Annotated in this window: 24 protein-coding genes and 2 pseudogenes; 17 read left to right on the plus strand and 9 right to left on the minus strand. The window is 55.8% G+C overall.

Annotated features, from left to right (window positions below):
- Together VPX56_RS04885 and VPX56_RS04890 are read left to right on the plus strand one after the other, a co-directional pair.
- A complete protein-coding gene (locus VPX56_RS04885) occupies positions 1-876 on the plus strand; it encodes an ABC transporter permease (RefSeq protein WP_048957588.1) in 876 nt (291 codons plus the stop codon).
- A 9-nt stretch (positions 877-885) separates the two neighbouring features.
- Positions 886-2,487, plus strand: a complete 1,602-nt coding sequence (locus VPX56_RS04890; protein ID WP_326471963.1) for a gamma-glutamyltransferase family protein — start codon at positions 886-888, stop codon at positions 2,485-2,487.
- 51 nt (positions 2,488-2,538) lie between these two features.
- Here VPX56_RS04890 and VPX56_RS04895 read toward each other — a convergent pair whose 3' ends face one another.
- Complete coding sequence (locus VPX56_RS04895; protein WP_326470224.1) at positions 2,539-3,309, minus strand: amidohydrolase; 771 nt, start codon at positions 3,307-3,309, stop codon at positions 2,539-2,541.
- A 95-nt stretch (positions 3,310-3,404) separates the two neighbouring features.
- Positions 3,405-3,557, minus strand: a pseudogene (locus VPX56_RS04900) (IS4 family transposase); the annotation flags it as partial.
- Between VPX56_RS04900 and VPX56_RS04905 the strand changes: the two are divergent.
- Positions 3,557-3,805: pseudogene (locus VPX56_RS04905) on the plus strand (Tn3 family transposase); the annotation flags it as partial. The pseudogenes VPX56_RS04900 and VPX56_RS04905 sit on opposite strands and share 1 nt — an antisense overlap.
- Before the next feature lie 318 nt (positions 3,806-4,123).
- Here the strand turns inward: VPX56_RS04905 and VPX56_RS04910 are convergent.
- The 3 genes from VPX56_RS04910 to fadE all read right to left on the minus strand — a co-directional run bounded on the left by VPX56_RS04910 (position 4,124) and on the right by fadE (position 8,325).
- Complete coding sequence (locus VPX56_RS04910) at positions 4,124-4,384, minus strand: MarR family transcriptional regulator (protein WP_248228459.1); 261 nt, start codon at positions 4,382-4,384, stop codon at positions 4,124-4,126.
- Entirely contained in the window at positions 4,381-5,475 is a 1,095-nt protein-coding gene (locus VPX56_RS04915; RefSeq protein ID WP_326470230.1) for a DUF8093 domain-containing protein, read from the minus strand. Before VPX56_RS04915 ends, VPX56_RS04910 begins: the two co-directional genes overlap by 4 nt.
- A gap of 405 nt (positions 5,476-5,880) precedes the next feature.
- On the minus strand, positions 5,881-8,325 hold the full coding sequence (gene fadE, locus VPX56_RS04920; protein ID WP_326470232.1) for an acyl-CoA dehydrogenase FadE: 2,445 nt from the start codon (positions 8,323-8,325) through the stop codon (positions 5,881-5,883).
- Between the two features lie 239 nt (positions 8,326-8,564).
- Here fadE and lpcA point away from each other — a divergent pair, with 239 nt between their 5' ends.
- Both lpcA and VPX56_RS04930 read left to right on the plus strand, forming a co-directional pair.
- Entirely contained in the window at positions 8,565-9,143 is a 579-nt protein-coding gene (gene lpcA / locus VPX56_RS04925; protein ID WP_010427884.1) for a D-sedoheptulose 7-phosphate isomerase, read from the plus strand.
- Positions 9,144-9,191: 48 nt separating this feature from the next.
- Positions 9,192-9,959: a class II glutamine amidotransferase gene (locus tag VPX56_RS04930; RefSeq protein WP_010427885.1), complete on the plus strand. Its 768-nt coding sequence runs from the start codon at positions 9,192-9,194 to the stop codon at positions 9,957-9,959.
- Here the strand turns inward: VPX56_RS04930 and dpaA are convergent.
- Complete coding sequence (dpaA, locus tag VPX56_RS04935; protein ID WP_326470235.1) at positions 9,930-10,670, minus strand: peptidoglycan meso-diaminopimelic acid protein amidase; 741 nt, start codon at positions 10,668-10,670, stop codon at positions 9,930-9,932. The two genes, VPX56_RS04930 and dpaA, sit on opposite strands and share 30 nt — an antisense overlap.
- Positions 10,671-10,969: 299 nt before the next feature.
- Between dpaA and VPX56_RS04940 the strand changes: the two genes are divergently transcribed.
- The 7 genes from VPX56_RS04940 to nqrM are packed head-to-tail and all read left to right on the plus strand — an operon-like array spanning position 10,970 to position 17,022.
- The gene (locus VPX56_RS04940) at positions 10,970-12,313 is read left to right on the plus strand and encodes a Na(+)-translocating NADH-quinone reductase subunit A (protein ID WP_263611495.1); all 1,344 of its coding nucleotides are present in this window, start codon (positions 10,970-10,972) and stop codon (positions 12,311-12,313) included.
- Positions 12,314-12,316: 3 nt separating this feature from the next.
- Positions 12,317-13,552, plus strand: a complete 1,236-nt coding sequence (locus tag VPX56_RS04945; RefSeq protein WP_131633388.1) for an NADH:ubiquinone reductase (Na(+)-transporting) subunit B — start codon at positions 12,317-12,319, stop codon at positions 13,550-13,552.
- On the plus strand, positions 13,545-14,339 hold the full coding sequence (locus VPX56_RS04950) for a Na(+)-translocating NADH-quinone reductase subunit C (protein ID WP_326470238.1): 795 nt from the start codon (positions 13,545-13,547) through the stop codon (positions 14,337-14,339). Before VPX56_RS04945 ends, VPX56_RS04950 begins: the two co-directional genes overlap by 8 nt.
- Positions 14,332-14,970 carry an NADH:ubiquinone reductase (Na(+)-transporting) subunit D gene (locus VPX56_RS04955; RefSeq protein ID WP_131633386.1) on the plus strand — a complete coding sequence of 213 codons (639 nt, stop codon included), beginning with the start codon at positions 14,332-14,334 and terminating at the stop codon, positions 14,968-14,970. Before VPX56_RS04950 ends, VPX56_RS04955 begins: the two co-directional genes overlap by 8 nt.
- A gap of 6 nt (positions 14,971-14,976) precedes the next feature.
- Complete coding sequence (nqrE, locus tag VPX56_RS04960) at positions 14,977-15,573, plus strand: NADH:ubiquinone reductase (Na(+)-transporting) subunit E (RefSeq protein WP_063451768.1); 597 nt, start codon at positions 14,977-14,979, stop codon at positions 15,571-15,573.
- Positions 15,574-15,583: 10 nt separating this feature from the next.
- Positions 15,584-16,807 carry an NADH:ubiquinone reductase (Na(+)-transporting) subunit F gene (nqrF, locus tag VPX56_RS04965; protein WP_326470243.1) on the plus strand — a complete coding sequence of 408 codons (1,224 nt, stop codon included), beginning with the start codon at positions 15,584-15,586 and terminating at the stop codon, positions 16,805-16,807.
- On the plus strand, positions 16,807-17,022 hold the full coding sequence (gene nqrM, locus VPX56_RS04970; RefSeq protein ID WP_263611499.1) for a (Na+)-NQR maturation NqrM: 216 nt from the start codon (positions 16,807-16,809) through the stop codon (positions 17,020-17,022). The genes nqrF and nqrM overlap by 1 nt, the downstream gene beginning before the upstream one ends.
- Positions 17,023-17,053: 31 nt before the next feature.
- Here nqrM and VPX56_RS04975 read toward each other — a convergent pair whose 3' ends face one another.
- Positions 17,054-17,917, minus strand: a complete 864-nt coding sequence (locus tag VPX56_RS04975) for a glycerophosphodiester phosphodiesterase family protein (RefSeq protein ID WP_326470246.1) — start codon at positions 17,915-17,917, stop codon at positions 17,054-17,056.
- 158 nt (positions 17,918-18,075) lie between these two features.
- Here VPX56_RS04975 and dinB point away from each other — a divergent pair, with 158 nt between their 5' ends.
- A complete protein-coding gene (gene dinB, locus VPX56_RS04980) occupies positions 18,076-19,134 on the plus strand; it encodes a DNA polymerase IV (RefSeq protein ID WP_326470248.1) in 1,059 nt (352 codons plus the stop codon).
- A gap of 52 nt (positions 19,135-19,186) precedes the next feature.
- Here dinB and pepD read toward each other — a convergent pair whose 3' ends face one another.
- Entirely contained in the window at positions 19,187-20,644 is a 1,458-nt protein-coding gene (gene pepD / locus VPX56_RS04985; RefSeq protein WP_326470250.1) for a cytosol nonspecific dipeptidase, read from the minus strand.
- Between the two features lie 261 nt (positions 20,645-20,905).
- Between pepD and gpt the strand changes: the two genes are divergently transcribed.
- The 3 genes from gpt to crl all read left to right on the plus strand — a co-directional run bounded on the left by gpt (position 20,906) and on the right by crl (position 23,172).
- Entirely contained in the window at positions 20,906-21,364 is a 459-nt protein-coding gene (gpt, locus tag VPX56_RS04990) for a xanthine phosphoribosyltransferase (protein WP_326470252.1), read from the plus strand.
- A 104-nt stretch (positions 21,365-21,468) separates the two neighbouring features.
- Complete coding sequence (gene frsA, locus VPX56_RS04995; protein WP_131633380.1) at positions 21,469-22,713, plus strand: esterase FrsA; 1,245 nt, start codon at positions 21,469-21,471, stop codon at positions 22,711-22,713.
- Positions 22,714-22,770: 57 nt separating this feature from the next.
- Positions 22,771-23,172, plus strand: a complete 402-nt coding sequence (gene crl / locus VPX56_RS05000; RefSeq protein WP_131633379.1) for a sigma factor-binding protein Crl — start codon at positions 22,771-22,773, stop codon at positions 23,170-23,172.
- A gap of 111 nt (positions 23,173-23,283) precedes the next feature.
- Here the strand turns inward: crl and phoE are convergent, their stop codons facing one another.
- The gene (gene phoE, locus VPX56_RS05005; protein WP_263611503.1) at positions 23,284-24,336 is read right to left on the minus strand and encodes a phosphoporin PhoE; all 1,053 of its coding nucleotides are present in this window, start codon (positions 24,334-24,336) and stop codon (positions 23,284-23,286) included.
- A 305-nt stretch (positions 24,337-24,641) separates the two neighbouring features.
- Between phoE and proB the strand changes: the two genes are divergently transcribed.
- The gene (gene proB / locus VPX56_RS05010) at positions 24,642-25,745 is read left to right on the plus strand and encodes a glutamate 5-kinase (protein WP_131633377.1); all 1,104 of its coding nucleotides are present in this window, start codon (positions 24,642-24,644) and stop codon (positions 25,743-25,745) included.
- Positions 25,746-25,747: the final 2 nt, after the last annotated feature.

Here is a 25,747-nt window from a genome sequence, read left to right on the forward strand (position 1 = left end):
ATGGCGGAACTGACAACGCAAACCGTTGCCCCCGCGCTGCCGCGCGCGCAGAACCGGGTGCTGAAGAAATTCCTCGCCAACAAAAGCGCGGTGATTGGCGCGGTGGTGGTGGGCTTCTTTGTGCTGGTGGCGCTTCTCGCGCCGTGGATTGCCCCGTTCGACCCGGTTAAGGCCAACTTCCTGGCGGTGCGCAAAGCGCCGTCGGCGATGTACTGGTTCGGCACCGACGAGCTGGGGCGCGACATTTTATCCCGCATTATCTGGGGGGCGCGCACCTCGCTGATGGCGGGCTGTATGTCGGTCGTTATCGCGGTGGTCATCGGCGTGCCGCTGGGGCTGGTGGCGGGCTACTTCCAGAAGATGTGGGACGGGGTTATCTCGCGGTTTATCGAGGCGCTGCTGGCCTGTCCGTTCCTGATCATGGCGATCGCGCTGGGGGCATTTTTAGGCCCGAGCCTGACCAACGCGATGATCGCCATCGGTCTTTCGGCGATGCCGATCTTCGCCCGCCTGACGCGCGGGCAGGTGATCGCCATTCGCAACGAAGAGTACATCGACGGCGCGCGGGCGATTGGCCTGCCGGATCGCTGGATCATCATTAAATACGTCCTGCCTAACGTCATGTCGCCGATCCTCGTGCAGGCCACGCTGGCCATTGCCTCGGCGATTATCGCCGAAGCCAGCCTGTCGTTTTTAGGGCTGGGACAGCAGCCGCCCAACCCCTCCTGGGGCTCCATGCTCAACACCGCGAAAGGGTTTCTTGAGCAGGCGCCGTGGATGTCCGTGTTCCCCGGCGTGGCGATTTTCCTTGCCGTGCAGGGCTTTAATTTACTTGGCGACGGGCTGCGCGATGCGCTCGATCCGCGCCACGACTAAGGAGTCATGATGACCAAAGCGCTTGATTTTACGTCCGGTTACGATTCACGACGCCCGCCGATGCTGGGCCATAACGCCGTTGCGACGTCGCAGCCGCTGGCGGCGCAGGCGGGCATGAAAATGCTGCAGCTGGGCGGTAACGCCGTTGATGCGGCCATTGCCACTGCGATGGCGCTGACGGTGGTTGAGCCGACCGGCAACGGGATCGGCAGCGACGCCTTTGCCATCGTCTGGGACGGTGAAAAGCTTCACGGTCTGAACGCGTCCGGCCGCTCGCCGGCCAGCTGGCATGCAGATCTCTTTGCCGGTAAAACCGCGGTGCCGGAAATCGGCTGGGACGCGGTGACCGTACCGGGTGCGGTATCCGGCTGGGTGGCGCTGGCGGAACGCTTCGGCACGCTGCCGCTGACCACGCTGGCGCAGCCTGCCATTGACTATGCGCGCAACGGTTTCCCGGTCTCCCCGCTGATCGGCCATCTCTGGCAGCGCGGCTATAACAAGCTGAAAGATCAGCCTGGCTTTAGCGCCTGCTTTGCGCCGGAAGGCCGCGCCCCGCGCGTTGGGGAGATCTTCCGTAACCCGGCGCAGGCGAACTCGCTGGAGCTGATTGCCAAAACCAACGGCGACGCGTTTTACCGCGGCGAGCTGGCGCAGAAAATTGCCGCCTTCGCTAAAGAACACGGCGCGCACCTGACCGAAGAGGACCTGGCAAACCACCGCGTTGACTGGGTGGAGCTGCTGTCGCGCGACTTCGCGGGCGGGTCGGTGCAGGAGCTGCCGCCGAACGGCCAGGGGATCGCCACGCTGATTGCGCTCGGCATTCTAGAGCAGTGCGGCATTGAGCAGCATCACCCGGATTCCGTGCAGGGGCTGCATCTCTCCATCGAGGCGATGAAGCTGGCGCTGGCGGATCTCGACCGCTACGTGGCGGATGAAGAACACATGGAGTTCGCGGCGAAAGAGCTGCTGAGCGACCATTACCTCAAGTCGCGCGCCGCGCTTATCGATCGCGATAAGGCTTCCGATTTTGTCTACGGTTCACCGACGCAGAGCGGCACGGTTTACCTCAGCGCCGCAGATTCCAGCGGAATGATGATCTCCTTTATTCAGTCCAACTTTATGGGTTTCGGTTCAGGCATCGTGGTGCCGGATACGGGGATCAGCCTGCAAAACCGGGGCTGCGGGTTTGTGCTGGATCCCAATCACCCGAACGCGCTGGCGGGCAGCAAGCGCCCGTTCCACACCATCATTCCGGGCTTTGCGATGGACGGCAACGGGCAGCCGCTGATGTCCTTTGGCGTGATGGGCGGCCCGATGCAGGCGCAGGGGCACATGCAGATGGCGCTGCGCATTATGCTGCACGGGCAAAACCCGCAGGCGGCGATTGACGCCCCGCGCTGGCGCGTGGTGCAGGGCAGGGAGGTGATCGTCGAATCGACGTTCGATCGCAATACGATCGCCGCACTGCGCGAGCGCGGGCATCAGATCGTGGTGGAAGACCCGCTGCAGGATTACAACTTCGGCGGGGCGCAGGTGATTTACCGTATGCCGGAAGGGCACTACGTTGCCGCGACGGAAAGCCGCAAAGACGGGCAGGCGTTGGTGAGTTAATGTTTTAACCTCCCTCTCCCTTTGGGAGAGGGGCGGGGTGAGGGGATAATTTCACCCAATGCTAAACGGATCCGCATCCTGCCACGCCGGAAACTTCTCCCGGTACTCCTTCAGCGCCGTCAACGACAGCTCGGCATCAATGCGTTTCGCCTGGTGCGGCTCGGCGGTGGCGATAATCTCGCCCTGCGGGTTCACCACCCGGCTGTCGCCGCGGTAGTGATGCCCGTTGCCGTCGGTTCCCACGCGGTTACAGCCCACCACATACGCCTGGTTCTCAATCGCGCGCGCCGCCAGCAGCGCCTGCCAGTGCAGGGAGCGCGGCGCAGGCCAGTTGGCCACGTACAGCGCCAGGTCGTAATCGTTGCGGTTGCGCGACCACACCGGGAAGCGCAGGTCGTAGCAGACCAGCGGCAAAATGCGCCAGCCGCGCCACTCAAACACCACGCGCTCGTGACCCGCCTCATAGTGATGATGCTCATCCGCCATGCGGAACAGGTGGCGTTTATCGTAAAAATGCACTTTCCCTTCCGGCTCCACCAGCAGGAATCGGTTCACGGGCCCGCGCTCGGTTTGCAGCGCCGCACTACCGGCAATCAGCGCGTTGGTCTGCTGCGCTTTGGCATGCATCCACGCCACCACTTCCTCCTGCGGCATCGACTGTTTAGCCGCTTCCATGGCGAAGCCGGTCGTGAACATCTCCGGCAGGACAATCACGTCGCGCCCGGTAATCTCTTCCAGTTGACGATCGAAGTGGCGCAGGTTGGCAGGGCCATCCATCCACACTAAAGGTTGCTGCAAAATCGAAATCTTCAAACCAGGCACGATACAGGCTCCTCAAACGACCGCTTTTTGACACTGTAGCACGTCATTACGGGAAAATGTGGCAATAAAAAACCCCGCGCGAGGCGCAATGCCGTTCACTTAAGCGGAGCGGCATGGGTGTCCACCGGAAAGAGGGTTTTTGACATCTTAACCGCCATCGGCCTTGATGGTCGGGGGCGTTTTGTGATGAACAACGCTTCCAGATTTCCCCGCAGATGCTCCGGTCGTTGCGGGATTGTCCCCGGTGAGTGGTCTGACATTGCTGACTGCGACGATCTCACTATGGAATACTATATATATAGAAAGAGCCATAGATTCTCTGAGGCGAAAAGGACTCCCGCTAAATGAACAGCTTATTGCGCATCTGTCCCTGCCAGGATGGGAGCACATAAATCTCAGCGGGGATCACGTCTGGCGAACAAACCTCAAGCTGGGACAGGGTAAGTACCGTACGTTACTATCAGTGGATAGTAGTCTGTACAAAAAACAGGCTTAACGTAGGATAATTTCCGGATTCCAGGCGGACCCCAACATGAATGGACTGTTCGACATCAGAAAACGCTGGAGATGGAGCAAAAACAGAAGCAGCGCTCAGGGTCATCAATAACGCGGTAACTTGCCGGAAACGGCACTTTCAGTGCCATTTTTCGACGAAACTGGCGGTGATTCACCTAGCTGCATAGATATGCAGAGGGTTAAAATTTATCAGGTGCGTTGCCAGTGGTTTTGCGGTTTACCAGCCACGACTGTAGCACGTCAGACCCCGGAAACGCCGCCAGTGGTGATCTGGCGGTGCTGATAACAGATGTTATGTTTAATCGTGTTCTGTCAGGTCCAGTTCTTTGAGTGTTTTAAACCCATTTTCTGACACTCTATAACGAGAGTGCTTTGTTTCTTCGTTGTAAATTACATCGACTAAACCATGTTCGACTAAATTAGTGACAATTCTCGCTACGTTGCCAAATCCGGGGATTCCTTTCATAGAAAGTGCGCGGTCTAGAATTATCCAGCTCCAATCCATGTCTTTTTCAGACATGACTTTTAGTACGTTAATTTCTGTCTTCGTGATCGTCATTTCAGTGCGTCCGGGTGGAATAGGTCACCGTCTTTAAGTTTAAAATCTTCTAACGTTGCTGTGTGTGCATTGTTCCATAGATCATAGCTAGCAGGCCCTTCAGGTTCACCTGATTCCCAACCTAAATTGCAATAACGTTGGAATTCTCTGCATTCGTGTGTGTAGTAATTTAGATCTACTTGTTCGGGGGGAAGATCACCTTTTGCAATGTTTTTTAGCCTACCAATCATCACATCGTTAGCAGGGTCGTGGTCGAATCGTGATATATGTTTTTCTACGGTTGCGATCCCTTCATGAGTGACATTCACCCCATCCGTCGTCAGATTTTCGATCGGTCCACCTGCCAGTTCGGGATCAAACGTTCTTCCCGATGCAGCCCCTCTCGCCCCGAAATGCTCAAGCTCTTCCAGTTCTGGGAACCGCATCCTGCCCATCGTCAGCCCTGCCACGACAGATACGCCAGCAATGATCAGTCCTTTGTTATCCATGACTTGATCGTAACCAGCTAACGTGTCGCCGCCTAGCTGCTGTGCGGCCTGATGGAATCCCTCTATGTTGCCGTTGTACACACCTCCGCCGGCCATCAATCCTCCAGCTATTTTGCTGTTGATTACTTTGCCCGCCTGAGCGTGCTGCACGGGTTCTCCGGAAGTGCGGAACTTCACGGTTGGTGCGGGTTTTCTACCGTTCTGGTTATTGATGGCATGTCGAAAAGCGCGCTGAAAATCACTGACAATCCAGCAGAACGGATCTGCATTATTAAAAATCAGCTCACCACCGGTTTCGATGTGGAAAGGGTTTACCGTTTCGTCCCAGTCTTCGTCTGTATCCAGACCGATAACCCAGCCCTCCATCAGGTTTATTTCCAGATCATCATAAACCGGGTCGTAACCCGTTCGCTGATAGGGTTTGTTGTTAAAACCGTCCCTCTGTCTGGGAACCTCATTTACTGGTGGTGACGTGTAGTTTCGGTAGTCCAAGTCATAGCTTACAGTCGCTTTTTCCAGTGCCGCTTCCGGTGTCAGAATATGCTGGAAATCTTCGGGAGAGAGCTCCCGTTCGAGTTCCCACAGCGTGTACAATCTGAACATCAGACGTCCTTTTCATCCATGTGTCCTGTATGGATTCTCCGCTCTTTCTGCTTGTTAATCAACCATTCGGGGGCAGTTTGGAGATCGGAAATTTTGGGCTCCGTTTTCCAGGTGTACCCCATCAAGAATGGCTCCACGCAGCTGCTGGCGTGCCGATCATTGGTTACCCCAGATAAGTCAGACAGTGTTGTATCCACTCTGCGGGAAGGTGTTCGACAAACATCTGGGCAGATGGCGGCGGCATAAGAGGGTGGTCACTGAAATCGAGCAGATCGTTGATATGTGGCATAAGAAAACGGCTCCCTGTGGTGGAAGCCGTTATAGTGCCGTAGTTTAAGGATCGGTCAACTGATCCTTAACTGATCGGCATTGCGCGCGAGGCGGGGTTTGTACAAGCGAAACGCGTTACGCCGCTTCAGGTTTGCGGTGCTTCTCCGGCAGCTTTACCGGCTGCGTCGCCAGCTCTTCCGGTTCGAAATCATCCACGTTAATGCTGCGCAGACGACTTTCTTCGGCTTTCACCAGCAGAGCGGCTTCATCTTTATTGATAATACCACCGGCCAGCGCCTGTTTTGCCAGTTCGTCCAGACGGGTAAACGGCAGGTTTTTACCCAGCTGCTTACAGATCTTCTGGTGAATCGGATCGGCAGCCATCACGTCCAGCAGCGCCTCTTCCAGCAGGCCCACCGGGTTGTGTAGCGTTGGCTCAAGATACTGACCGCGGCCGATACGGGAGCGGGTTGCGCTCGGTACCTGCAGGATCTTCGCCACTTTATGATCCAGCTTGTCAGACGGCGCCAGATGGTGACGACCGGTCGGGAAGATCACCGCGCGCAGAGCGCCCGCCACGAAGCGGTTCGGGAAGTTCGCGAGCAGGTCGTCAATCGCCTGCTCCGCCTGATACATCGCATCCTGAACGCCCCAGTGCACCAGCGGCAGATCCGCTTCCTGACGGCCTTCGTCGTCGTAGCGCTTCAGGACCGCCGAGGCCAGGAAGATCTGGCTCAGCACGTCGCCCAGGCGGGCAGAGATACGCTCGCGACGCTTCAGGCTGCCGCCCAGCACCGCCATGGAAACGTCAGACAGCAGGGCCAGGTTGGCGCTCAGTCGGTTCAGATGCTGGTAGTAACGTTTGGTCGCATCGCCGGTCGGCGTCGCGCTGGTAAGACCGCGCGTCAGGCCCAGCCAGAAGCTGCGAACCTTGTTGCTGCCCACGTGACCGATATGTTTGAACAGCAGCTTGTCGAAGGCATCCACGTCGTTGTTCTGCGCGGCAGCCATCTCTTCCAGCACGTACGGATGGCAGCGAATCGCGCCCTGACCGAAGATCATCATGCTGCGGGTCAGGATGTTTGCCCCTTCCACGGTGATAGCAATCGGTGCGCCCTGATAGCCGCGCGCCAGGAAGTTGCCTTCGCCGAGCATAATGCCTTTGCCGCCTGCGATATCCATCGCGTCAATGATCGACTGCTGCGCGCGGTGGGTACAGTGGTACTTCACAATCGCCGATAGCACGGCCGGTTTTTCGCCCAGCATGATGCCGTAGGTAATCAGCGACGCAGCGGCGTCCATCACGTAGGCATTGCCCGCGATACGCGCCAGCGGTTCTTCGATACCTTCCATCTTGCCGATGGAGATTTTGAACTGACGGCGGATGTGGGCGTACGCGCCAATCCCCATCGCGACCGACTTCAGACCGCCGGTTGAGTTCGACGGCAGGGTAATGCCGCGGCCCACCGACAGACATTCCACCAGCATACGCCAGCCCTGACCGGCCATTTTCGGACCGCCGATGATGTAGTCAATCGGCACAAAGATATCCTGGCCGCGGGTTGGACCGTTCTGGAACGGCACGTTCAGCGGGAAGTGACGGCGACCAATTTCAACGCCTGGGGTAGAGGTTGGGATCAGCGCGCAGGTAATGCCCAAATCTTCTTCACCGCCCAGCAGTTTTTCCGGGTCAGAGAGCTTAAAGGCCAGACCCAGCACGGTGGCGATAGGCGCCAGGGTGATATAACGCTTATTCCAGGTCAGGCGCATGCCCAGCACCTGTTCGCCCTGCCATTCGCCCATGCAGACCACGCCGGTATCCGGGATCGCGCCTGCATCGGAGCCTGCTTCCGGGCTGGTCAGCGCGAAGCAAGGAATTTCCTGACCGCGTGCCAGACGCGGCAGGTAGTGATCTTTCTGCTCTTCAGTACCGTAGTGCTGCAGCAGTTCGCCCGGGCCTAAGGAGTTAGGCACGCCAACGGTAATCGCCAGGATCCCGGAGACGCCCGCCAGCTTTTGCAGCACGCGAGCCTGAGCGTAAGCGGAGAATTCGAGGCCGCCGTACTCTTTCTTGATGATCATCGCGAAGAAGCGATGCTCTTTCAGGTAAGCCCACAGCTCTGGCGGCAGATCGGCCATTTCATGGGTGATGGCAAAGTCGTTTGCCATGCGGCACGCTTCTTCCACCGGACCGTCAATGAAGGCCTGTTCTTCAGCGGTAAGACGCGGCTGCGGATAGTTGTGCAGCTTTTTCCAGTCCGGGTTGCCCTGGAACAGGTCGCCTTCCCACCAGGTGGTGCCTGCATCAATCGCTTCTTTCTCGGTGCGCGACATCGGCGGCATCACCTTGCGGAAGCCTCTGAACACCGGCGCGGAAATCATTGCCTTGCGCATCGGGGTCAGGTTAAACGGCAGAAGAATGATGGCAAGAGGGATTAAAAGCCAGATATTCCAAAGGCCTGCGACGCCAAGCGCTGCCGTCCATGCCAGAAGAATCAGGCTGCTCAGAAATAAACTTACGCGGTGATAGAACAGCACACCGAGCAGAATAACGGTTGCGAGAATGCTCAAAATCATCATAAAGAAAAGCTCCCTTGCTTGTAGGAGGTCTGACCACTTGTGATGATATGGTTGTAGTTGATGTGAATTCCTTTAGCAATGTGTTTACAAAATAATTACAACCTGGTTCACATTGTTCGCGTTTTAGTCGGCACGAAAAATCAAAACGCCGGACGATTCGCATGGCTTTAGCTTCTCGCTTTTCCCGCTATCCGGTACACTCCACTGAGTTATTTCATCAATACTGAAGGATTATCCTCATGTACCAGGATCTTATTCGTAACGAACTGAACGAAGCGGCGGAAACGCTGGCGAACTTTCTGAAAGATGATGCCAATATTCACGCTATTCAGCGCGCAGCGGTCCTGCTGGCCGACAGCTTTAAAGCCGGTGGCAAAGTGCTCTCCTGCGGTAACGGCGGTTCCCACTGTGACGCGATGCACTTCGCAGAAGAACTGACCGGACGCTATCGCGAAAACCGCCCGGGCTACCCGGCGATTGCGATTTCCGACGTGAGCCACATCTCCTGCGTAGGCAACGACTTCGGTTACGACCACATCTTCTCCCGCTACGTTGAGGCGGTAGGCCGCGAAGGCGACGTGCTGCTGGGGATTTCTACCTCCGGCAACTCCGGCAACGTGATCAAAGCGATCGCCGCCGCGCGTGAAAAAGGGATGAAAGTCATCACCCTGACCGGTAAAGATGGCGGTAAGATGGACGGTACGGCGGACGTTGAAATTCGCGTTCCCCACTTCGGTTACGCTGACCGCATTCAGGAAATTCACATCAAAGTGATCCACATCCTGATTCAACTGATCGAAAAAGAGATGGTTAAGTAAGACTTCGCTGGGGGGCACCGGTGCCCCCCGCTGTTGTGGAGGTGTTTTATGTGCGAACTGCTCGGGATGAGCGCCAATGTGCCAACCGATATCTGCTTTAGCTTCACCGGGCTGGTTCAGCGCGGCGGGGGAACCGGGCCGCATAAAGACGGCTGGGGGATCACCTTCTACGAAGGCAAAGGGTGTCGCACGTTCAAAGATCCGCAGCCCAGCTTTAATTCACCGATTGCCAAACTGGTGCAGGACTACCCCATCAAGTCCCGCTCGGTGATCGCCCACATTCGTCAGGCAAACCGTGGCGAAGTGGCGCTGGAGAATACCCATCCGTTTACCCGTGAACTATGGGGCCGTAACTGGACCTATGCGCACAACGGGCAGCTTACGGGCTATAAATCACTGGAGACGGGCAATTTCCGCCCGGTAGGCGAAACGGACAGCGAAAAAGCCTTCTGCTGGCTGCTGCACAAGCTGACGGAGCGCTATCCCCGCACGCCGGGCAACATGGCCGCCGTATTCAAATACATCGCGACGCTGGCGTCTGAACTGCGTGAAAAAGGCGTGTTCAACATGCTGCTCTCTGACGGGCGCTATGTGATGGCGTTCTGTTCGACGAATCTGTTCTGGATCACGCGTCGTGCGCCGTTTGGCGTTGCGACGCTGCTGGATCAGGATGTGGAAATAGACTTTCAGAAAGAGACCACACCGAACGATGTGGTCACAGTCATTGCAACGCAGCCGCTGACGGGCAACGAAACCTGGCAAAAGATTATGCCAGGCGAGTGGGTGTTATTTTGTCTCGGGGACCGTGTAATTTGACGCCAGCTGCGGGTGGACGACTTCGTGGCTCAGCGGCTTGCTGACCACGTAACGACCATCGACGATAGAGACGACTGGCGGCTTGTGGGTCTGCTCAAAGTAGTCATAGCCCGGCTTCAGCTGTTTCCAGAAATCCGCGTAGTACGAGTACTTGTGACGCGCCATGTTGGCATCGGTCATGCGGAACGGATAGATGCTGACCTGTACGTTAGGCTGGCCGAATACCAGCGCGCCGGTCACAAACTGGAAGATCTCATCAATACCCGAGTCCGTCATCGCGTAACAGCCGACAGACACGCAGGCACCGTGGATCATCAGGTATTTACCTTCATAGCCATGGGCGCGGTCAAAGGCATTCGGAAAGCCGATGTTAATCGCTTTATAGAAGCGGCTGTCAGGTTTTAACTGGCTACGCTGAACGTTGTAAAACCCTTCCGGGCTTTTGAAGTCGCCCTGGCGCTGTTTTGGCCCCAGCCCGCCGGAGTAGTTACATATTTTATAGCTGTCGAGCAGCTGATATGTCTCACCCATTTTCACAAACAGGTCGAGTGTGCGCTCTTCCTTGAAGATTTGAATATAAACCGGCGATCCCATTAACTGTTGCTTATATTCTTTGCTGATCGGCGTGGTGGAGCTGCTGCTGCTGAGCAGCCCGGCAAACGACACACACGGAATCAGAAGCATCGCAATGAACAATGCGATTTTACGCATACTACGAGTTCCTTGATAAAACTATGACCAACTTGCCAGGACGGCAAAAGAGACCCGAAATCAGATAAATCTGGACAGGAGCGCTCACATTAGCACCGATAAAGATTTTCGCAAGAGCCAACCTTTGGGTTTACACATTAGTTTTACTTTATAACCGATCCAAATTGCCTTGACTCCAGGAACTTTGCGTAATGGCTCGCATTTCGGTGTCTGCAACGGCGGTTTCCCTGCCCGGAAAGAGAGTGAAATGGTAAACTTCACCTCCTCTGGATTGTTGTTCATGGAAACTTGCTAACCACATGTTTAAAATCAGAAAAGGACTAGACCTGCCGATCGCCGGCGTGCCTGAACAGCACGTTTCGACGGGCGCAAGCATTTGCCATGTTGCTCTTTTAGGTAACGATTACATGGGAATGCGCCCTTCAATGCTGGTACAGGAGGGCGATCGCGTCGTTAAAGGACAGGCGCTCTTCGAGGATAAAAAAAATCCCGGCGTCATGTTTACCGCACCTGCCTGCGGCACCGTAGCGGCAATCAACCGTGGTGAACGCCGCGTTCTTCAATCGGTTGTTATCCGCATTGAAGGCGATGAGCAGCGCGAGTTTGCCCGTTTCGATGTGGCGGACATCGCGACGCTCAGCCGGGATACCGTGCAGGCGCAGTTGCTGGACTCCGGCTTGTGGACGGCATTTCGCACGCGCCCCTTTAGCAAGACACCCGTTCCCGGCGAGTTACCTGCCGCCATCTTCGTTACGGCTATCGACACGAATCCGCTCTGTGTCGATCCTGAGCCTGTCATTCTGGCGCAGCGCGCGGCTTTTGATGCCGGGCTAACGGTGCTAACGCGCCTGACGGCAGGGAAAATACACGTCTGTCAGGCGAGCGGCGGCAAGCTCGGCGGCCATCCTCAGGGGCAAGTTACCTTTAACGCCTTCGCCGGCCCGCATCCGGCGGGGCTGGCTGGCACCCACATTCACTTCCTTGAACCGGTGAGCCTGACGAAACAGGTCTGGCATCTTAATTACCAGGACGTGATTGCCATCGGAAAGCTTTTTACGACCGGCGAATTGTGCACCGAGCGCGTCGTTGCCATTGGCGGACCGCAGGCTGCAAACCCGCGTCTGGTGCGTACGCTGCTGGGGGCAGACATCAATGAACTCCTGGTCGGTGAAACAAAAGAAGGTGAAAACCGCCTGATTTCCGGCTCGGTACTCGGTGGACGCCAGGCTGTTGGCCCGCAGGCTTACCTGGGGCGCTTCCATCTTCAGGTCAGCGTCGTTCAGGAAGGACGCGAGAAAGAGCTCTTCGGCTGGGTTTTGCCGGGTGCTGAAAAATACTCCGTGACCCGCACCACGCTTGGGCACTTCCTGCGCCATAAGCTCTTTAACTTTTCCACCAGCACGCACGGCGGCGAGCGCGCCATGGTTCCCATTGGCAACTACGAGCGCGTGATGCCGCTGGATATTCTGCCGACCGTCCTGCTGCGCGATCTGCTGGCAGGAGATACCGACGGCGCGCAGGCGCTGGGCTGCCTTGAGCTGGACGAAGAAGATCTGGCGCTCTGTACCTATGTCTGTCCGGGGAAATACGAATACGGACCGGTATTGCGCGAGGTGTTAACCCGCATTGAGCAGGAAGGATAACCGATGGGCTTAAAACACCTCTTTGAAAAAATTGAGCCGCACTTTACCGAAGGCAAACTGAAGAAGTATTACCCGCTCTATGAAGCGACAACGACGATCTTCTACACGCCGGGGCTGGTGACGAAAGGGGCGGCACACGTTCGCGACGCCATCGACCTGAAGCGAATGATGATTCTGGTCTGGTTTGCGGTCTTCCCGGCCATGTTCTGGGGCATGTACAACGTCGGCCTGCAGACCATTCCGGCGCTGCACCATATGTACGATGCGCAGCAGCTGGCGCAGGTGATTCAGTCTGACTGGCACTATCGTCTGGCGCAGTCCCTGGGCGTAAGCTTTAGCGCCGATGCGGGCTGGATAAGCATGATGACGCTGGGTGCGGTCTTCTTCCTGCCGATCTACATCACCGTCTTTATCGTGGGCGGCTTCTGGGAAGTGCTGTTCGCCATCATTCGCAAGCATGAGATCAACGAAGGCTTTTTTGTCACCTCGATTCTGTTTGCGCTGATTGTCCCACCGACGCTGCCGCTCTGGCAGGCGGCGATGGGGATCAGCTTTGGCGTGGTGATTGCTAAAGAGATCTTCGGCGGCACCGGGCGTAACTTCCTCAACCCGGCGCTGGCGGGGCGTGCCTTCCTGTTCTTTGCGTATCCGGCGCAGATCTCCGGGGACCTTGTGTGGACGGCAGCGGACGGCTTCTCAGGCGCAACGCCGCTTTCGCAGTGGGCGGCCCACGGCGGCGAAACGCTGGTGAACAACGCGACGGGCCAGCCTGTGACCTGGTTTGACGCCTTTATTGGCAACATCCCTGGCTCCATCGGGGAAGTTTCTACGCTGATGATCTTGATTGGCGGCGCGATCATTCTGTTTGGGCGCGTGGCCTCCTGGCGCATCGTGGCAGGCGTTATGGTGGGCATGGTGCTCACCGCCACGCTGTTCAACCTCATTGGTTCAGATACCAACCCGATGTTCTCCATGCCCTGGTACTGGCATCTGGTTCTCGGCGGCTTCGCCTTCGGCATGATGTTTATGGCGACTGACCCGGTCTCAGCCTCGTTTACCGATAAAGGTAAATGGAGCTACGGGGTGCTCATTGGCGTGATGTGCGTATTAATTCGCGTGGTCAACCCGGCGTATCCGGAAGGGATGATGTTGGCCATTTTATTTGCCAACCTGTTTGCGCCGCTGTTCGACTATCTGGTTGTGCGTGCCAACATTAAGCGGAGGAAGGCGCGTGGCTGAAATTAAATCGAACGACAGCATCGGCAAAACGCTGCTGGTGGTGCTGGTGCTTTGCCTGGTCTGTTCTATCGTGGTGGCGGGCTCTGCCGTGGGGTTAAAGCCGCTGCAGCAGGAACAGCGCGCGCTGGATAAACAGCGCAATATCCTCGCCGTCGCCGGGCTGATGCAGGAAGGCATGACGAAGGATGACGTTGCAGACGTGTTTGCCGAACGCATCTCCGCACGGCTGGTGGATTTAAAAACCGGTGAACTGCTGGAGAAAGACCCTGCGAAATATAACCAGGCGCAGGCGCTAAAAGATCCGCAGATGAGCACCGTGCTGGATGCATCACAGGATCCTGCGGGGATTAAGCGCCGCAGTAATTTCGCGGAGATCTACCTAGTCCGCGACGAACAGAAGCGCGTGCAGGAGGTGGTTTTGCCCATCTACGGCAACGGGCTATGGTCGATGATGTACGCCTTCGTGGCGCTGGATACCGACGGCCGTACGGTCAAAGGCATTACGTATTATGACCAGGGTGAAACCCCTGGACTGGGTGGCGAAGTGGAAAACCCTAACTGGCGTGCGCAGTTTGTCGGCAAGAAGGTGCTCGACGACAACGGCCAGCCCGCGTTAAGGGTGATGAAAGGGGCCGCGCGTCCGGGCGACGACTACGCCGTAGACGGACTTTCAGGGGCAACGCTCACCTCTAACGGGGTGCAGCACAGTTTTGACTTCTGGATGGGCGAGCTGGGCTTTGGTCCTTTCCTGAAAAACGTACGTGAAGGAGCGCTAAACAATGGCTGATGCGGGTGAACTGAAAGAAGTCAAAAAGGTGCTCATTGGCCCACTGTTAGCCAATAACCCGATAACTCTGCAGGTGCTGGGCGTATGCTCGGCGCTGGCGGTAACAACCAAGCTGGAGACGGCGGTCGTGATGACGCTGGCGGTAACGCTGGTTACAGCGTTTTCCAGCATGTTTATCTCCATGATCCGCCACCACATCCCGAACAGCGTGAGGATCATCGTGCAGATGGCGATCATCGCCTCGCTGGTGATCGTGGTGGATCAGCTGCTGCGCGCGTTTGCCTACGAAACCTCAAAACAGCTTTCGGTGTTCGTTGGCCTGATCATCACCAACTGTATTGTGATGGGGCGGGCGGAAGCCTATGCCATGAAGATGCCGCCGCTGGCGAGCTTTATGGACGGTATCGGCAACGGCCTCGGTTACGGCGTGATCCTGCTGACGGTAGGCTTCCTGCGCGAGCTGATTGGCAGCGGCAAGCTGTTTGGCATCCCGGTGCTGGATACGGTGCAGAACGGCGGCTGGTATCTGCCAAACGGTCTGTTCCTGCTGGCGCCAAGCGCATTTTTCATTATCGGTTTGCTGATCTGGCTGATTCGTACGTTGAAGCCTGAGCAGCAGGAAAAGGAGTAACCGACAATGGCTCATTACCTGAGTTTATTTGTGCGCGCGGTGTTTGTTGAAAACATGGCGCTCGCGTTCTTCCTGGGCATGTGTACCTTCCTCGCGGTATCCAAAAAGGTGTCGACGGCATTTGGTCTGGGCGTGGCGGTGACGGTCGTGCTCGGGCTTTCCGTGCCTATCAATAACCTGGTGTTCAATTACGTTCTGCGAGACGGCGCGCTGGTGGAGGGCGTTGATCTTAGCTTCCTGAACTTCATCACCTTTATTGGTGTGATTGCCGCCCTGGTGCAGATACTTGAGATGATCCTCGACAAGTATTTCCCGTCGCTCTACAACGCGCTGGGGATCTTCCTGCCGCTGATCGCGGTGAACTGCGCCATCTTTGGCGGCGTCTCGTTTATGGTTCAACGCGATTACAACTTCAGTGAATCCGTCGTCTATGGCTTTGGCTCTGGCATCGGCTGGATGCTGGCGATTGTCACCATGGCGGGGATACGCGAAAAAATGAAATACGCCAACGTGCCCGCGGGTCTGCGCGGCTTAGGGATCACCTTTATCACCACCGGGCTGATGGCATTAGGTTTTATGTCCTTCTCCGGTGTGCAGCTATAAGGGCTAACTAATGGAAATCATTCTTGGCGTGGTGATGTTCACGCTGATTGTACTGGTGCTGTCGGGGCTAATCCTGGCCGCGCGCGCAAAGCTGGTGAATTCCGGCGATGTCATTATTGATATCAACGATGAACCGCAAAATCAGATCCGCGCTCCGGCCGGAGACAAGCTGCTTAATACGCTCTCCGGCAGCGGGATATTTGTCTCCTCAGCCTGCGGCGGCGGCGGGTCATGCGGACAGTGCCGCGTAAAAGTAAAAGAGGGTGGCGGTGATATCCTGCCAACCGAGCTGGCGCATATCACGAAGCGCGACGCAAAAGAGGGATGCCGTCTGGCCTGCCAGGTTGCGGTGCGTCAGAACATGAAGATTGAGCTGCCGGAAGAGATTTTCGGCGTCAAAAAATGGGCGTGCGAGGTTATCTCTAACGATAACAAAGCCACCTTCATTAAAGAGCTCAAGCTGCGCGTTCCTGAAGGGGAGAGCGTTCCGTTCCGTGCGGGCGGGTATATTCAGATTGAGTGTCCTGAGCATACCGTGGCCTACGCGGATTTCGACGTGCCGGATGAATACCGGGCGGACTGGGATAAATTTAATCTTTTCCGCTTTGTCTCAGACGTGAAAGAGCCGACGCTGCGCGCTTACTCAATGGCTAACTACCCGGAAGAGAAGGGCATTATCATGCTCAACGTGCGTATCGCCACACCGCCGCCTAACGTGCCGGATGCGCCACCGGGCGTGATGTCATCGTATATCTGGTCCCTCAAGCCTGGCGACAAAGTAACGATCTCCGGCCCGTTCGGCGAATTCTTTGCCAAAGATACCGACGCGGAAATGGTCTTTATCGGCGGCGGCGCCGGTATGGCCCCGATGCGATCGCACATTTTTGACCAGCTCAAAAGGCTTGGCAGCAAGCGTAAAATCAGCTTCTGGTACGGCGCGCGCTCGCTGCGCGAAATGTTCTATGACGATGAATTTGAACAGCTGGCGCGTGAGAATCCGAATTTTACCTTCCACGTGGCGCTCTCCGATCCGCAGCCGGAAGATAACTGGACGGGCTATACGGGCTTCATCCACAACGTGCTGTACGAAAACTACCTCAAGCAGCACCCGGCGCCAGAAGACTGCGAATTCTATATGTGTGGACCGCCGATGATGAACGCCGCCGTGATTAAGATGCTTAAAGATCTCGGCGTGGAAGACGAGAACATCATGCTCGATGATTTTGGAGGCTGATGATGCTGACGTTTCTGGCAACCTTTGTGGCGTTTGTGCTGGTGGTGTTCGGCATGTCGTTAGGCTGGATCGTTAAGCGCAAAAGCATCCAGGGCAGCTGCGGCGGTATCTCTTCTATTGGGATGGAGAAGGTCTGCGACTGCCCGGAGCCCTGCGATGCCCGCAGGAAAAAAATGGCACGCGAGCAGCAGCGTCAGCAAAATAGAATTATCTAATAGAAAGGCCGCGTCCTGCGGCCTTTGTTGCTTATTTTGCCCAGCTTTTCGCTTTCGCGGGTGAATCCACCAGTACCCCTTCGGCACCCAACGCCCTGGCTTTCTGATAATCTTCATCAGTGTTCACGCCGATAAAAATCAAATGCGCATTGCCCTGGGAGCGGAAGCAATCAACGGCTTCTTTATCCCAGGTTAAGGTTGCAGGGGAGATGCCTTCACCTAAGGTAAATTTCTCGACCACTTCGACCTTTCTGTTCAACTCCAGTCCGTACCAGTAATCATTCATTTTTTGGGAGGGTGGAAGGCATTCGTGGCTTAACGAAATATTGGCCAGACGCGTGCGCGTTTCGCTGCGGGTAACAAAGCGAGGGATTTCGGCGGGTAATGCTTCCAGGTAACGATCTTCTGTTGAATAGATGCGGACCCGATTCAGACTGTTGGTTTCTTTCAATACGTCAAGCAGCCGCTTACCCATCATGCTCGGATCGGCATCAGGGGATTTGATATCAATAAAAAATCGCGTATCGGGCCAGGTCGTCAGCACCGATTTCAGCGTAGGTATCGAAGTATGAAGCAGGTTTTCCGGCAGTCCCTTATCCTTCCACTTGACGCTGGTATCCATCTTAGCCAGCTCCGCAAATGAATACTGCGACACCTTTCCTTGCTGATTGGTTAACGCTTTCAGGTCGCTTGGGCGATACAGCACCGGAACCCCATCCCGGCTTAACTGAACGGTAACCCAAATCACATGCGCCTGGTTCTCAAGCGCCAGCTTGATTGCCGGAAGGGTATTTTCAGGCGCATCGGCAGTGCCGCCTCGGTGCGCAACGATCTCCGGATTGGCTAATGCTGCGCTCGCCAGGAAAAATAATGAGAACGAAATGATTTTCTTCATGAATAAATATTCTCCATTTATTTATTAAGTATATGTATATAAAGGTTTTATTTTGATTATATGTAACATCTTTTTATGACAAATGTGAGACATGAAAACAGCTGACGCATTTTTCGCCTTTTGTTATACTGTATATAAATACATGTGTGGTGTGACCGATGCGCAAAATAATCCATGTCGATATGGACTGCTTTTTTGCCGCAGTGGAGATGCGTGACAACCCGGCGCTGCGGGATATTCCCATCGCCATTGGCGGCAGCCGCGTTCAGCGTGGTGTGATCAGCACCGCCAACTATCCCGCGCGCAAATTTGGCGTGCGCAGCGCGATGCCGACGGCGACGGCGCTGAAACTCTGCCCCCATCTCACGCTTTTACCTGGCCGCTTCGAGGCCTACAAAGAAGCCTCCGTGCATATTCGTGAGATTTTTTCTCGTTACACTTCCCTGATTGAACCGCTGTCTCTGGACGAAGCCTATCTTGATGTGACCGACAGCGTGCACTGCCACGGCTCCGCCACGCTGATGGCGCAGGAGATCCGCCAGACGATTTTCAACGAGCTGAATCTGACGGCGTCTGCGGGTGTGGCGCCGGTGAAGTTTCTCGCCAAAATCGCCTCCGATTTAAATAAGCCCAACGGCCAGTACGTCATTACGCCGGATGAGGTGCCTGCATTCTTAAAAACGCTGCCGCTTGGCAAAATTCCCGGGGTGGGTAAAGTCTCCGCCGCAAAGCTTGAAAGCATGGGGTTACGCACCTGCGAAGACGTGCAGCGAAGCGATCTCGCCATGCTGCTCAAGCGGTTTGGGAAGTTTGGCCGCGTGCTGTGGGAGCGCAGCCAGGGCATTGACGATCGTGACGTTAACAACGAACGGCTGCGGAAGTCCGTTGGGGTTGAGCGAACCCTCATCGAAGACATTCATGACTGGGCGGACTGCGAAACCATTATCACGGAACAGCTTTACCCTGAGCTGGAACGACGCTTAATCAAGGTGAAGCCGGACCTTCTCATTGCCCGTCAGGGTATCAAATTAAAATTCAACGACTTCCAGCAGACCACGCAGGAACACGTCTGGCCGCGTCTGAATAAAGACGATCTTATTGCGACGGCGAAAAAAGCGTGGGAAGAAAGACGAGGCGGGCGAGGGGTCAGGCTGGTGGGATTACACGTCACGCTGCTGGATCCGCAGCTGGAGCGACAGCTGGTATTGGGATTGTAAAAAAGTGGGTGAGTTCACCCTCTCCCACAGGGAGAGGGCTGGGGTGAGGGCATTACTTAACCGGGATCGCCTTCAGCAGTTCAGTCAGCAGCGTCCAGTAGTGACCGACGCTTTCGATATGAACCTGCTCATCCGGCGAGTGCGGACCGGTAATGGTTGGCCCGATAGAAACCATGTCCATGTCCGGATACGGCTTCTTGAACAGACCACATTCCAGACCCGCGTGGATAACCTGAATGTTCGGCGTGCTGTTGAACAGACGCTGGTAAGTCTCGCGCACCAGCGCCATGACCGGAGAGGTTGCATCCGGCTGCCAGCCCGGGTAGCTGCCTTTTGCAGACGTTTTCGCGCCCGCCAGCGTGCCCAGAGATTCCAGCATGCTCACCACGTACTCTTTACCGCTGTCGATCAGGGAACGGATCAGGCAGATGATCTCTGCGCTGTCGTCAGCCATGGTGACCACGCCCACGTTCAGCGAGGTTTCGACCACGCCTTTAGCGACGTCAGAGTTGCGGATTACGCCGTTTGGCGTCGCGTTCAGCAGCTGAACAAAGCTGTCGCGAGACTGCGCGGTCAGCGCCGCTTTATCCGTGGAGACGGATTCCAGCACGACGGTCAGGTTTTTCTCTTTCTCAGACAGCTCGTTTTTCAGGATGTCGAGATAAACGCTGGAGAGTTTTTTCAGCTCGTCCGCTTTTGCCGCAGGCACGGCAACGGTGGCGAAGGCTTCGCGCGGGATCGCGTTGCGCAGGGTGCCGCCGTTGAAGTCTACCAGACGCAGATCCAGCTCGGCCGCGTGGCCAGCCAGGAATCGTGCCAGCAGCTTGTTGGCGTTGCCCAAGCCTAAGTGAATATCGCCGCCGGAGTGGCCGCCCTTCAGCCCTTTCAGCGTCAGCTTGAAGGTCTCGAAGCCAGCAGGAATGGCTTCACGGGACAGCGGCAGGGTAGAGATGAAGTCAATCCCGCCCGCGCAGCCCATGTAGATCTCACCTTCTTCTTCGGAGTCGGTGTTGATCAGGATATCCGCCTGCAGCCAGTTCGCCTGCAGACCGAACGCGCCGTCCATGCCCGCTTCTTCGGTCATAGTCAGAAGCACTTCCAGCGGACCGTGCTCAACGCCGTCGTCCGCCAGCACCGCCAGGGCAGAAGCCATGCCGATGCCGTTGTCCGCGCCCAGGGTCGTGCCGCGCGCTTTCACCCACTCGCCGTCGATGTACGGCTGGATAGGATCTTTGGTGAAGTCGTGAACGGTATCGTTGTTTTTCTGCGGAACCATGTCCAGGTGCGCCTGCAGGACAACCGCTTTGCGGTTTTCCATGCCTGCGGTGGCAGGTTTACGGATCAGAATGTTGCCAACCTGGTCGCGCTCGGCGTGCAGGCCCTTTTCTTTTGCCCAACCCATAATGTGTTCGGCGAGCTGTTCTTCGTGATAGGAAGGGTGCGGAATAGAGCAGATTTTGGCAAAAATATCCCACAGGGGCTGTGGAGATAACTGAGACAGTTCAGACACGATAAGTCTCCTTGTCGAGGCGCTGCAAAACAGTGTTGCAGGTCACAGGGTTAGCAGGTTAATAGTTACCACAAGACAGGCTTGCGAGATGCCTCTGAGAATACCACTTTCTCCGGCGGCGGGTAGCATAAAGCATGTAAAAACTCAGGCTCAGGGCGCTAAACACTGGTTTTTAGTGCGTCAGATCTCTATAATCTCGCGCAACCTATTTCCCCCTCGAACACTTTTTAAGCCGTATATAAACAGGCTGGGACACTTCACATGAGCGAAAAATACGTCGTCACCTGGGACATGTTGCAGATTCACGCACGCAAACTGGCTGCGCGTCTGATGCCTTCCGAACAGTGGAAAGGCATTATTACCGTTAGCCGTGGCGGTCTGGTACCGGGGGCGTTGCTGGCTCGTGAGCTGGGTATTCGTCATGTCGATACCGTATGTATCTCCAGCTATGACCACGACAACCAGCGTGAGCTGACCGTGCTGAAGCGCGCGGAAGGCGACGGTGAAGGCTTCATCGTAATTGATGACCTTGTGGATACCGGCGGCACCGCGGTGGCTATCCGCGAAATGTATCCAAAAGCGCACTTCGTCACGATCTTCGCCAAACCTGCTGGTCGCCCACTGGTTGACGATTACGTGATTGATATCCCGCAGGATACCTGGATTGAACAGCCATGGGATATGGGCGTGGTCTTCGTACCGCCTATTTCAGGCCGCTAATACCAGTACGTAACTTTACACGCCCGGCTATGCCGGGCGTTGTTCTTTTTAGCCTGCAGCGCGTTACAATAGTCTTCATCTGACGTATCCATGGAGGCAACGCAATGACGCAGGCGAATCTCACCGAGACTCTCTTCAAACCCCGTTTCAAGCACCCTGAAACGTCGACGCTGGTGCGTCGGTTTAACCCTGGCATCATGCCTTCCGTGCAGTCAGCGTTAGACGGCAAAAACGTGCCCCACTGGTATCGTATGATTAACCGCCTGATGTGGATCTGGCGCGGAATCGATCCGCGTGAAATCCTCGACGTGCAGGCGCGTATCGTCATGAGCGAATCTGAACGGACCGACAGCGAACTTTACGATACGGTGGTGGGCTATCGCGGCGGAAACTGGATTTACGAATGGTCGAAGCAGGCGATGCTCTGGCAGCAGAAAGCTAGCCAGGAAGAAGATGCTGCGATTAGCGGGAAGCACTGGCTGCATGCGGCCAATCTTTACGCCATTGCTGCTTACCCGCATCTGAAAGGGGACGAACTGGCAGAGCAGGCTCAGGCGCTGGCAAATCGTGCCTATGAAGAGGCGGCGCAGCGTCTGCCGGGCCAGATGCGCGAGCTTGAGTTCACGATACCGGGCGGTGCACCCGTCACCGGGTTCCTGCATATGCCTGAAGGCGACGGCCCGTTCCCGACGGTGCTGATGTGCGGTGGGCTGGATTCGCTGCAGATTGACTATTACAGCCTGTATGAGCGCTACTTCGCACCAAAAGGGATCGCGATGCTGACGCTCGACATGCCTTCTATTGGCTTCTCGTCGAAGTGGAAGCTGACTCAGGATTCGAGCCTGCTGCACCAGCATGCGCTAAAAGCGCTGGAAAATATCCCCTGGGTCGACCACACCCGCGTGGCGGCGTTTGGTTTCCGCTTCGGTGCAAACGTCGCGGTGCGTCTGGCTTACCTTGAGTCATCCCGCCTGAAAGCGGTGGCCTGTCTTGGCCCGGTGGTACATGCCCTGCTCAGCGATCCGGCCCGCCAGGGGAGCGTGCCGGAAATGTACCTGGACGTGCTGGCGAGCCGCCTTGGCATGCATGATGCATCAGACGAAGCGCTGCGTATTGAACTTAACCGTTACTCGTTAAAAACCCAGGGGTTGCTGGGGCGCCGGTGCCCGACGCCAATGCTGTCAGGCTTCTGGAAAAACGATCCTTTCAGTCCGGAGGAAGAATCGCGCTTAATCACTTCGTCATCTGCGGATGGCAAACTGCTCGAAGTACCGTTCAGCCCGGTGTATCAGAATTTTGACAAGGCGTTACGGGAGATTACCCGCTGGATCGCTCAGAGATTGTGTTAATAGTTTGCTAAATTTTGATGGTTTGGTAAAACAGTGGCTTCACAAAAGGAGATCGCAATGACGTTACCGAGTGGACACCCGAAAAGTAGACTGATTAAGAAGTTCATGGCTCTTGGCCCGTATATTCGAGAAGAGCAGTGTGAAGAGAATCGCTTTTTTTTCGACTGCCTGGCTGTTTGCGTCAACGTGAAGCCAGCACCTGAAAAACGTGAGTTTTGGGGCTGGTGGATGGAAATGGAAGCACAGGAAAAACGCTTTACCTATAGCTACCAGTTTGGCCTGTTCAATAAAGACGGGAACTGGCAAGCTGCACCGATCAAAGATCAGGAAGTGATCGACCGCCTGGAGCATACGCTGAAAGAGTACCTCGGCAAGGCAACCGCCTTGCTGGCAACGCTGGATCTGAAGCTGGAACCGGCGGATGACTTTTCCAGCGAAGCGGTTAAGCTGACGGCCTGATGGTCTTCTCCCTCTCCCCGTGGGAGAGGGCCGGGGTGAGGGCACCAGACCGCATTTATCCGCGACAATAAAAAAAACCGGCATCGAGCCGGTTTTTTTATTTCCATACGATTAGAACTGGTACGTCACACCCAGCGCGACGATGTCATCGCTGCTCACGCCCAGCTTATTATCGTCATCGATCTGGTTAATTTTATAATCAACAAACGCAGACATATTTTTGTTGAAATAATAGGTCGCGCCCACGTCGATGTATTTCACGAGATCTTCATCACCGATACCTTCGATATCCTTGCCTTTGGACTGAACGTAGCCCAGGGATGGACGCAGGCCAAAGTCAAACTGATATTGCGCTACCACTTCGAAGTTCTGCGCTTTATTTGCAAAACCACCTGAAATTGGGGTCATATTACGGGTTTCAGAATACATTGCCGCTAGGTAAACATCGTTCGCGTCATATTTCAGACCGGTTGCCCAGGCTTCCGCTTTCTTGCCTTCACCGCGTGCCAGCAGGTTCTGGTCGTTGGTGCGATCAGAGTTGGTGTATGCGCCACTGATAGCGAAATCGCTGCCGCCGAAATCATAGGTCAGAGAAGTACCAAAACCGTCGCCGTTCTGTTTTTTGGCGTCGCGGTTTTCGTTTTTACCCTGGTACTGCAGGGTCATGTCAAGACCGTCGATAGCGCCGAAGAAGTCAGTGTTACGGTAGGTCGCCAGGCCGGTGGAACGCTTGGTCATGAAGTTATCGGTCTGCGCGGAAGAGTCGCCGCCGAATTCCGGGAACATATCGGTCCAGGCTTCAACGTCATACAGTGCGCCCAGGTTACGACCGTAGTCCAGGGAGCCAAAATCTTTGAGTTTCAGACCCGCAAACGCGAGACGGGTTTTCTGTGAGGAGTCGCTCTCGGCCTTGTTGCCGGAAAACTCCGCTTCCCAACGGCCATAGCCGGTCAGCCGATCGTTAATCTGCGTTTCGCCTTTAAAGCCAAAACGCACGTAAGTCTGGTCACCGTCTTTAGAATCATCATCACTGATGTAGTGCATTGCTTTAACTTTGCCGTACACGTCCAGTTTATTCCCGTTTTTATTATAAACTTCAGCTGCGTGAACAGATGCGGAAGCCACCACGCCCATTACCACTAATGCCAGAGTACTCTTTTTCATTTTCAATCCTGAGTGTTATATACGCGCTAAAAATTCGCTGGACGATAAGCTCATGCTTAAGTCCCGTGAAAAAACAGGAAGGGTTTTATCGTTCTGGAATGAAAGTTTTATGACAATCTAAGAATAATTTTAAAAAACTGTGATTTATTATTTCGGTAATAAAAGTGTCAACGTCTGCCGCTACGCTTCCTGATCCCGCGCAACAAAGTGTTTCGCGAACCGTTAAGGCAGTTGGCAACGAGGCTCACACCTGTTAAAACGTCTGATTAACATCATTTTCCCTTATTGTTGAACGGCAGAGAATCATGAGTGATAGCCAGACGCTGGTGGTAAAACTCGGTACCAGTGTGTTAACAGGCGGATCGCGCCGCCTAAATCGCGCCCACATTGTTGAGCTTGTACGCCAGTGCGCTCAGCTGCATGCCGCAGGGCATCGTATTGTTATCGTGACCTCCGGGGCGATTGCCGCCGGGCGTGAACATCTGGGCTACCCAGAACTCCCCGCGACGATCGCCTCCAAGCAGCTGCTGGCCGCCGTGGGACAAAGCCGGCTCATTCAACTCTGGGAACAGCTGTTCTCCATCTATGGCATTCACGTCGGGCAGATGCTGCTGACGCGCGCGGACATGGAAGACAGAGAGCGCTTCCTGAACGCGCGCGATACGCTGCGTGCGCTGCTCGACAACAACATTGTTCCGGTAATTAACGAGAACGATGCCGTCGCCACCGCTGAAATCAAAGTGGGCGACAACGACAATCTCTCCGCGCTGGCGGCCATTCTGGCGGGTGCGGATAAATTACTGCTCCTCACCGACCAGCAGGGGCTGTTCACCGCCGATCCGCGCTCCAACCCTGAAGCGGAACTGATTACCGACGTTCACGGCATTGACGATGCGCTGCGCGCCGTCGCGGGCGACAGCGTTTCTGGCCTCGGCACCGGCGGCATGGGCACCAAGCTGCAGGCTGCAGACGTAGCCTGCCGCGCCGGCATCGACACCATCATTGCGGCGGGCAGCCGCCCGGGCGTGATTGGCGACGTGATGGAAGGCATCTCTGTGGGCACGCGCTTCCACGCCCAGGAATCCCCGCTGGAAAACCGCAAGCGCTGGATTTTCGGTGCGCCTCCGGCAGGCGAGCTCACCGTGGACGAAGGCGCCACCGCCGCAATTCTGGAAAGAGGAAGCTCATTACTTCCAAAAGGAATTAAAAGCGTGACAGGCAACTTCTCGCGTGGTGAAGTGATTCGCATCCGTAACCTTGAAGGTCGCGACATTGCCCACGGCGTGAGCCGCTATAACAGCGACGCGCTGCGCCGCATCGCGGGCCATCACTCGCAGCAAATCGACGCCATTCTGGGCTATGAGTACGGCCCGGTTGCCGTGCATCGCGATGACATGATTATTCGTTAAGG

Origin of the sequence: Enterobacter wuhouensis (assembly GCF_035835995.1) — a bacterium.
In the GTDB taxonomy this organism is placed as follows: Bacteria; Pseudomonadota; Gammaproteobacteria; order Enterobacterales; family Enterobacteriaceae; genus Enterobacter; species Enterobacter wuhouensis.

Bases quoted from the DNA above. Each gene is read 5' to 3' on its own strand.
- VPX56_RS04885 (WP_048957588.1), top strand. From the start codon at position 1: ATGGCGGAACTGACAACGCAAACCGTTGCCCCCGCGCTGCCGCGCGCG.
- VPX56_RS04890 (WP_326471963.1), top strand. From the start codon at position 886: ATGACCAAAGCGCTTGATTTTACGTCCGGTTACGATTCACGACGCCCG.
- VPX56_RS04910 (WP_248228459.1), bottom strand. From the start codon at position 4,384: ATGACGATCACGAAGACAGAAATTAACGTACTAAAAGTCATGTCTGAA.
- VPX56_RS04915 (WP_326470230.1), bottom strand. From the start codon at position 5,475: ATGTTCAGATTGTACACGCTGTGGGAACTCGAACGGGAGCTCTCTCCC.
- fadE (WP_326470232.1), bottom strand. From the start codon at position 8,325: ATGATGATTTTGAGCATTCTCGCAACCGTTATTCTGCTCGGTGTGCTG.
- lpcA (WP_010427884.1), top strand. From the start codon at position 8,565: ATGTACCAGGATCTTATTCGTAACGAACTGAACGAAGCGGCGGAAACG.
- VPX56_RS04930 (WP_010427885.1), top strand. From the start codon at position 9,192: ATGTGCGAACTGCTCGGGATGAGCGCCAATGTGCCAACCGATATCTGC.
- dpaA (WP_326470235.1), bottom strand. From the start codon at position 10,670: ATGCGTAAAATCGCATTGTTCATTGCGATGCTTCTGATTCCGTGTGTG.
- VPX56_RS04940 (WP_263611495.1), top strand. From the start codon at position 10,970: ATGTTTAAAATCAGAAAAGGACTAGACCTGCCGATCGCCGGCGTGCCT.
- VPX56_RS04945 (WP_131633388.1), top strand. From the start codon at position 12,317: ATGGGCTTAAAACACCTCTTTGAAAAAATTGAGCCGCACTTTACCGAA.
- VPX56_RS04955 (WP_131633386.1), top strand. From the start codon at position 14,332: ATGGCTGATGCGGGTGAACTGAAAGAAGTCAAAAAGGTGCTCATTGGC.
- nqrE (WP_063451768.1), top strand. From the start codon at position 14,977: ATGGCTCATTACCTGAGTTTATTTGTGCGCGCGGTGTTTGTTGAAAAC.
- nqrF (WP_326470243.1), top strand. From the start codon at position 15,584: ATGGAAATCATTCTTGGCGTGGTGATGTTCACGCTGATTGTACTGGTG.
- nqrM (WP_263611499.1), top strand. From the start codon at position 16,807: ATGATGCTGACGTTTCTGGCAACCTTTGTGGCGTTTGTGCTGGTGGTG.
- VPX56_RS04975 (WP_326470246.1), bottom strand. From the start codon at position 17,917: ATGAAGAAAATCATTTCGTTCTCATTATTTTTCCTGGCGAGCGCAGCA.
- dinB (WP_326470248.1), top strand. From the start codon at position 18,076: ATGCGCAAAATAATCCATGTCGATATGGACTGCTTTTTTGCCGCAGTG.
- gpt (WP_326470252.1), top strand. From the start codon at position 20,906: ATGAGCGAAAAATACGTCGTCACCTGGGACATGTTGCAGATTCACGCA.
- frsA (WP_131633380.1), top strand. From the start codon at position 21,469: ATGACGCAGGCGAATCTCACCGAGACTCTCTTCAAACCCCGTTTCAAG.
- crl (WP_131633379.1), top strand. From the start codon at position 22,771: ATGACGTTACCGAGTGGACACCCGAAAAGTAGACTGATTAAGAAGTTC.
- phoE (WP_263611503.1), bottom strand. From the start codon at position 24,336: ATGAAAAAGAGTACTCTGGCATTAGTGGTAATGGGCGTGGTGGCTTCC.
- proB (WP_131633377.1), top strand. From the start codon at position 24,642: ATGAGTGATAGCCAGACGCTGGTGGTAAAACTCGGTACCAGTGTGTTA.